5 protein-coding genes and 2 pseudogenes are annotated in these 7,558 nt (G+C 42.8%); 4 read left to right on the plus strand and 3 right to left on the minus strand.

All coding sequences use genetic code 11. The features are described 5' to 3' along the window. Nucleotides 1-402: pseudogene (fadA, locus tag B4F08_RS05190) on the minus strand (acetyl-CoA C-acyltransferase); the annotation flags it as partial. Between the two features lie 12 nt (nt 403-414). Then, nucleotides 415-2,575, minus strand: a pseudogene (gene fadB / locus B4F08_RS05195) (fatty acid oxidation complex subunit alpha FadB). Nucleotides 2,576-3,052: 477 nt separating this feature from the next. On the opposite strand from fadB, the gene lpxO reads away from it, so the two are divergent. Both lpxO and B4F08_RS05205 read left to right on the plus strand, forming a co-directional pair. Continuing rightward, complete coding sequence (gene lpxO / locus B4F08_RS05200) at nt 3,053-3,967, plus strand: lipid A hydroxylase LpxO (RefSeq protein WP_291373595.1); 915 nt, start codon at nt 3,053-3,055, stop codon at nt 3,965-3,967. A 116-nt stretch (nt 3,968-4,083) separates the two neighbouring features. Further along, a complete protein-coding gene (locus B4F08_RS05205; protein WP_086209715.1) occupies nt 4,084-4,494 on the plus strand; it encodes a PH domain-containing protein in 411 nt (136 codons plus the stop codon). Nucleotides 4,495-4,555: 61 nt separating this feature from the next. Here B4F08_RS05205 and B4F08_RS05210 read toward each other — a convergent pair whose 3' ends face one another. Beyond that, nucleotides 4,556-5,557: a zinc-binding alcohol dehydrogenase family protein gene (locus B4F08_RS05210; RefSeq protein WP_291373597.1), complete on the minus strand. Its 1,002-nt coding sequence runs from the start codon at nt 5,555-5,557 to the stop codon at nt 4,556-4,558. Nucleotides 5,558-5,661: 104 nt separating this feature from the next. Between B4F08_RS05210 and B4F08_RS05215 the strand changes: the two genes are divergently transcribed. Both B4F08_RS05215 and uvrC read left to right on the plus strand, forming a co-directional pair. Continuing rightward, a complete protein-coding gene (locus B4F08_RS05215; protein ID WP_291373599.1) occupies nt 5,662-6,036 on the plus strand; it encodes a winged helix-turn-helix transcriptional regulator in 375 nt (124 codons plus the stop codon). A 134-nt stretch (nt 6,037-6,170) separates the two neighbouring features. Beyond that, a partial coding sequence (gene uvrC, locus B4F08_RS05220) for an excinuclease ABC subunit UvrC (protein ID WP_291373601.1) occupies nt 6,171-7,558 on the plus strand: 1,388 nt, incomplete at its 3' end.

Genomic DNA, 7,558 nt, shown 5'->3' on the forward strand with positions numbered 1-7,558 from the left:
GATGCCGTGCATCATCCCTACGTGACCCATGTGCTCTACACCACCAATGATGAAGATATCACCTTGGTTGGTTGCAATCTGTGCAGCAGCGGTGTGAAGCGCTTGCATAGATAAACCACAAAGACGGTTAACCGTTTGACCTGCCACAGTTTTCGGAAGATCAGCCAATAAACCAATGTTACGGCCAATGTTCATCCCTTGCTCTAGAGTCTGGTTTACACAGCCCCAGATCAGGTCTTCAACTTCATTGGTGTCAAACTGGTTACGAGCAACTAAAGCACGAACCAATTCAGCCGATAAGCTGTCAGCACGTACATTGCGGAACATACCGTTTTTGGTTTTACCCATTGCTGAACGTACGCCATCAACGATGACAACGTCACGTGGATTTAAAGTAGCCATTCACGTTGCTCCTTAACCGTAGAATTTTTTGTTGTTAGCAGCCATGTCACGCAACATTTGCGGCGCTTCATAAGCCTTACCTAAGTGTGCATATTTGTCACAAAGCGCAACGTATTCAGCAACACCTGTTTGGTCGATGTAACGGCATGGACCACCACGGAATGGAGGGAAACCTACACCCATAATCATCGCCATGTCTGCTTCAGAAGCAGTCGCTACGATGTTGTCTTCTAGGCAACGAACAGTTTCGTTACAGAAAGCCAGCATCATACGGTCAATGATTTCTTGAGCATCAAACTCACGTTTTTCCGCAGTTGCCACAGTAGCAACAAGCTCATACGCAGTTGGATCAACCACTTTGGCTTTTTTGCCTTTACGGTCAAGTTCGTATTTGTAGAAACCAACGTCGTTCTTTTGACCCAAACGTTTGTTTTCGTACATGATTTCGATTGAACCTTTGAAGTCTGGCTTCATACGGTCAGGGAAACCTTCAGCCATGACTTCTGCACCGTGAACGCCCGTGTCGATACCCACCACGTCGATCAAGTAAGCAGGACCCATAGGCCAGCCGAATTTTTCCATGACTTTGTCGACTTGTTGGAAGTCAGCACCGTCTTTCAATAGAAGGTCAAATGCACCGAAGTAAGGGAACAATACGCGGTTTACAAGGAAACCAGGGCAGTCGTTTACAACGATTGGTGTTTTACCCATTTTCTGAGCAAGAACTACAGTAGTCGCAATCGCTTCAGCCGAAGTCTTCTCACCACGGATCACTTCTACCAATGGCATCATGTGTACTGGGTTAAAGAAGTGCATACCGACAAAGTTTTCAGGACGTTGTAGGTTTTCAGCCAAACGTGTGATTGAAATTGTTGAAGTATTTGAAGCAATGATCGTGTTGTCACGAACATTCTTCTCAGTTTCAGCAAGTACAATGCCTTTTACTTTTGGATTTTCAGTCACCGCTTCAATCACGATGTCCACTTCTTTAAACTCGTCATAGCTTAAAGTAGGACGGATGCGCGCAAGAGTTTCACCCATTTGAGCAGGTTTCATCTTCTTACGTTCAACTTGTTTGGTCAGTAAGCCATTTGCTTCTTTCATACCCAAAGCAAGTTGTGGATTACCAATGTCTTTCATGATGATTGGTGTGCCTTTGCTTGCCGCTTGGTAAGCAATACCGCCACCCATGATACCCGCGCCTAGAACAGCCGCTTGGTTTACAGGGTGCGCACCTTTTTCATATTTCTTCGAAGTTTTCTTCACCACTTGGTCATTGATGAATAGACCAATTAATGCACCTGCTTGTGGTGTAATCGCTGCTTTTGCAAAACCAGCTGCTTCAGCTTGCAGTGCTTCATTACGTGGAAGGCTTGCACCAGCTTGTAATGAGTCAAGAAGAAGTTTAGGCGCAGGGTATTGAGCAGGATTTGCTTTTGCAAGTACTGCACCTTTCGCCGAGTTGAACGCCATCATTTGTTCGATTGGGTTCAATTTAACTGGGTCAAGTTTTTCTTGGCGTTTTGCTTTCCAGTCTACACGGCCAGCAAGGGCTTGTTTAACCAAGTCAATTGCAGCGTCTTGGAGTTTATCCGCAGCAACCACTGCATCAACCGCACCATCTTTCAGTGCAGCAGCTGGTTTTTTAGGATTAGCCATGGCCATCCATTCAACTGCATTGTCGATACCAATGAGACGGCTTAAACGAACCGTACCACCGAAACCAGGGAAGATGCCTAGTTTGATTTCAGGAAGACCGACTTGAGCCGCTTCTGACATCACACGATAGTCACATACGAGACACATTTCAAAGCCACCGCCCAATGCCATACCATTGATCGCAGCAACTTTAGGAATCTCTAAATCTTCAAATGCGTTGAAGATGTCGTGAACAGGCAATGCCCAATCCACAATCGCTTGTTCGCCTTGAGCGAAGTTTGCACCAAATTCAGTAATATCTGCGCCAACGATAAATGTAGATTTAGCCGAAGTAACGATTAAACCTTTGATGTCGCTGTTTGTTTTAACAGCGTCAATCGCGGCTTTGAAATCTTCAATCGTTGTACGGTTAAATTTGTTGACCGACTCNNGACTCACCTTGTAAGTCAAAGCGGAATTCTGCAATTCCGTCCGAAAGCATTTGGACGGTAATGGCATTGCCAGCGTGGATCATGCCTGATCTCCTTTATTTTGGAGGACTTCTAAGTTGATGTTGTGAAGCGAGTACGTCATTCCTACGTACATCTATGCTCCGCCAATCTTACGATAACTATATCGAAAAAGAACATAACAAGTTGTATCAAGCCGTGACGCAAGGGTCATCTATTTTTGTTCAATTGTTTTCTATGTTTATGTGCAGTGCTTTTGCTTGATTGTGCTTCAATATAATGAAGCTTTTGTTTCACTTCATGTTTTTAATGACAAGTATTTGAAAATAAGATGCAGAAGTTATTCTTATTTTCGTTCATATTTTATTGTTATTTTGGGCAATTCAGTCAATTTTGAGAAATCTAGTTTGATTGAAAAGCTTGAAAACTTGTTCCGAAAAACATGAAATAGGCTGTATTTTGCGGCTTATGTTAAAATAGATATCAGATCACTTTTAGGTCTTCTCCTACTCTAGTCTTTTTATTCGCTTTCAGGTTTTTATATGATTAAGTGGATCATTCTGGCGATCTTTATTCTTTCTGCCCTTTATATTCAGCAACGTGGGAAAGTTCGTCACTCGTTTTATCGTCAATTTTTCGATCACTCAACGATTCTTGCGCCGATTAATTACCTCATGTACATGTTTTCAAAAGTACCGAATCAGCCGTATATCGAGACCCAGCATTTTCAAGATTTAAAAGTCTTGGATGAAAACTGGGAAATGATTCGAGATGAAGCGAAAGCTTTATATGAAAAAGGCGGTATTAAAGCATCAAGTAGTTATGATGACTTAGGCTTTAACTCCTTTTTTAAAACAGGCTGGAAACGCTTTTATCTAAAATGGTATGACTCGGCACACCCATCTGCTACGGAGCTGTGTCCAAAAACCACAGCGTTATTGAAAACCTTGCCGACCATTAAAGCTGCGATGTTTACCGAACTGGCTCCCGACAGCCGTTTAGTTCGTCACCGTGACCCCTATGCAGGTTCATTACGTTATCACTTGGGTTTGCTCACACCAAACGATGACCGCTGCTTTATTGATGTGGATGGTCAGCGCTATTCATGGCGTGATGGTGAAAGTGTAGTCTTTGATGAAACTTATATTCACTATGCCGAAAACACTACGGATCAGAATCGCATTATTTTCTTTGCTGATGTCGAGCGTCCTTTAAAAACACGCTTTATGCAAAAGTTTAACCATTGGTTTGGTAAAAAAGTCATGACCGCAGCCAGCTCTCCAAATGAAGCTGGCGATCAAACAGGTGGGTTAAATAAAGTCTTTGGTTATGTCTATCAAGTGCGGATCAAAGCCAAAGCTTTAAAACAAACCAACCGCCAACTGTATTATTTTTTAAAATGGTTCTTGATGCTTGGCATTTTTTTCCTGATTTTTGTTTGCCCTTATATTTTTTGATATATGGGGAATTTAAAAACGTCTTTCGAGGCGTTTTTTTATGGGCCAAGGTTTTGATTTTATGATCTTACAAGCGAGATATTTTTGTGTAAGATAAGCATAAATTAGGGGGAAATATGCAAAAATTTCGTTCAAAAAAAGACTGGTGGGTGATTGGATTTATTATTGCCATGACAGGTCTGTTGCTACAGTTGTTATTCACAATGTATGCCAAAGGTACAATGTCACAGTATCCAATTCACACGGTGACCTATGTCCTCACAATTGCCGTGTTATGGTGGCCTGTTGTAAATACTCAATATCGAATTGAGCAAAATTGTTTGGTGATTACCAGTATGTTTTTGAAATGGACTATTCCTTTGGCAGATATTCAAAAAGTCAGCCCAAGTAATAACTCGGTTTCTTCACCAGCACTGTCCTTAGATCGCCTCAAAGTAGATTATCAAAAAGATGGAACTGTGAAATCTGTTTTGGTTTCACCCAAAGATCAGCAGAAATTCATACAGGCGCTACAACAAAGCGCTTGATACTAGGTCAAGCGCAATTTAAGAGCCCTCGATGCGATGATGTACGAGGGCTTTTTTGATCTTAGAAATCAGCCAATACAATTTTTCCCTGAGTGTGTTCCGACTCGATGGCAGCATGTGCTTGGCGCATATTCTCCGCATTAATACGTCCCATTATATGCTTGAGTGTACTATGGATTTTTTGACTTTCGACTAAGGTTGCAACTTGTTGTAATAAGTGTCCTTGCGCTTGTATGTCAGAGGTTTGGAACATGGAGCGTGTGAACATAAACTCCCAATGTATCGCAACAGATTTACGTTTCAGTAAGCGAATATCGAGCTGCTCAGGGTCATCAATGAGCCCCAACTGACCTTGCGGTGCAATTAACTCTGCAATTTGGCTTAAGTAGTGGTCAGTATGTGTCGTTGAGAAAACATAACGTGGAGCAGGTAAATTCTGAGCTTGGATTTGCTCAACTAGAGATTGGTGATGATCTAACACGATATCTGCCCCCAATTGTTTAACCCATGCTTGACTCTCGGGACGGGAGGCTGTAGCGATGACTTGTAATTGGGTTTTAGCTTTGAGTAATTGAATGGCGATAGATCCTACACCACCAGCAGCACCAATAATTAGAATTGACTCATTTGCAGCATCATGTTGTTGTACTTGAAGTCGATCAAATAGCATTTCCCATGCGGTAATCGCGGTCAGCGGAATGGCAGCAGCTTCAGCAAAAGATAAGTTATGCGGTTTTAGACTGATAATACGCTCATCGACCACATGAAATTCAGCATTGCTGCCTGCTTTAGTCAAATCACCTGCATACCACACTTGATCGCCTACTTTAAAGTTTTCCACGTCTGGACCGACAGCGACGACTTCACCAGCAGCATCCCATCCTAAAATCTTGGACTGTCCATGTTCAGGTGAGACTCGGGTTCTGATTTTACAGTCGACGGGGTTTACAGAAATGGCTTTTATTGCCACTAAGACTTCTCTATTTTGAGGACTGGGTATATCGACTTCAATATCTTGTAATTGTTCGGCAGAACCAGCATGTAAATATCCAACAGCTTTCATAGTTTTCATCTCAAATTGGGTTTATGCTGAAAATGTTATCGTAGTTTTAAAAATGCTATATACGGTTAAATTCTGCATATAGTGTAAAAAAGGATACTGTTGAAATGGGTAAAGCAAAGCATTCACGCTTTAACTGTAGTCTAGGATGTTCGGTCGAGGCAGCAATTGGGATTTTGGATGGGAAATGGAAAAGTATTATTTTATGGCATTTGTTGACTGAAGACACCTTACGGTTTGGTGAGATTCGAAAACGAATACCGAATGTGACCCAACGGATGCTGACCAATCAGCTACGGGAACTCGAGGAAGATGGCATGCTTCATCGGGAAGTATATCCGCAGGTGCCACCCAAGGTAGAATATAGCTTAACCCCTTTGGGGCGTAGTTTACGCCCCATCTTATTGGCACTTAAAGCCTGGGGAGATGAACATCTTGATTTATATGGGCAAGTTTTAGTTGTACAGAAAGAGTATACGTAGCTGAAACCCCAGACGCTTCAGCAGAAGTCGTGGATGTTATTAAGTCGTGAACGGTCCTGACTATAATTTCCCTGCTTAAAAAGTCAGAAATCTATCCATATCAGCCCATCAGTGCTCCGAGGTTTGAACGTATTGTGAACGAAAACGCACGAGAACATATCGAAAAAATTTTAGCCAATATGACCACATTACCGGGCGTTTACCGCATGCTCGGTAAAGACGGTGAACTGCTGTATGTGGGCAAAGCGAAAAATTTAAAAAATCGTGTTTCCAGTTATTTTGTCAAAACCATTGAGCATCCGAAGACGCAGGCTTTGGTGGCGCGGATTTATGACATCGAAACCTTAGTCGTTCGTTCTGAAACTGAAGCACTGCTGCTTGAACAAAACCTGATTAAGCTACATCGTCCACCCTATAACATTATGCTTAGGGACGATAAGTCCTATGTCTATATCTTTGTCTCTGCCGACAAACCGTATCCACGGATTGCATCGGGTCGGGGCAAAGGCAAACACCAAGTTGGGAAGTTCTTTGGACCGTATCCGAGTGCATATAATGCACGGGATACTTTGTTGGTTTTGCAAAAACTGTTTAATGTTCGCCAGTGTGAAAATAGTTATTTTTCGCAGCGTAAGCGTCCTTGTTTGCAATATCAAATCAAACGTTGTTCAGCGCCGTGTGTGGGACTCATTAGTCCCGAAGAGTATAAAAATGATGTCGATAACTCGATTCGTTTTTTACAAGGGGACACCAAAGAGCTGAATCAAGAACTGATTGCGAAAATGGAGCAAGCAGCCGAAGCCTTAGAGTTTGAAAAAGCGGTGTTTTACCGTGACCGTATGGCGCTATTGCGGGATGTCCAATCACAACAAGCCATTTATAAACTCAAAGGTGAAGCGGATATTTTAGCGATTGCTTATCAGGCAGGGGTGACCTGCGTGCAGATCATGCATGTGCGCAACGGCAAAATGTTGGGAGGTAAAAGTTATTTTCCAGATATGCTTGGAGATGATTTGGGGCAAATGCTAGCTGACTTCATGGCGAACTTTTATTTCCAAGTGGCAGATGAAGTGCCGAAAGAATTGATCGTCAATGTCGAACTGCCCGATCGAAAAGAACTGGAACAGGCGCTACAACAACAGTTTGATAAGAAAGTACAGATTAAGCATAGCGTGCGTGAGACACGTGCAGAATGGTTGGAACTGGCACAGATGAATGTGCAGCATGCGATCAAAGGACAATTGGCCAATCACTTTGAGCTGAATGAGCGTTTCCATCAACTTGAACAAGTGGTGGGGCGTCCGATTGATCGGATCGAATGTTTTGACATCTCACATACCATGGGCGAAGAAACCGTGGCTTCGTGTGTCGTGTTTGACAGCGGTGGCATTCGTAAGCGCGATTATCGTCAGTTTTCAATTCAAGACATTACCGCGGGTGATGACTATGCCGCAATGCGCCAAGCGCTGACTCGTCGTTATAAAAAAGCCATGTTGCCTGATTTACTCTTGATTGATGGTGG

The organism is Acinetobacter sp. UBA6720, from assembly GCF_002454215.1.
Taxonomy (GTDB): domain Bacteria; phylum Pseudomonadota; class Gammaproteobacteria; order Pseudomonadales; family Moraxellaceae; genus Acinetobacter.

Bases quoted from the DNA above. Each gene is read 5' to 3' on its own strand.
- lpxO (WP_291373595.1), top strand. From the start codon at position 3,053: ATGATTAAGTGGATCATTCTGGCGATCTTTATTCTTTCTGCCCTTTAT.
- B4F08_RS05205 (WP_086209715.1), top strand. From the start codon at position 4,084: ATGCAAAAATTTCGTTCAAAAAAAGACTGGTGGGTGATTGGATTTATT.
- B4F08_RS05210 (WP_291373597.1), bottom strand. From the start codon at position 5,557: ATGAAAGCTGTTGGATATTTACATGCTGGTTCTGCCGAACAATTACAA.
- B4F08_RS05215 (WP_291373599.1), top strand. From the start codon at position 5,662: ATGGGTAAAGCAAAGCATTCACGCTTTAACTGTAGTCTAGGATGTTCG.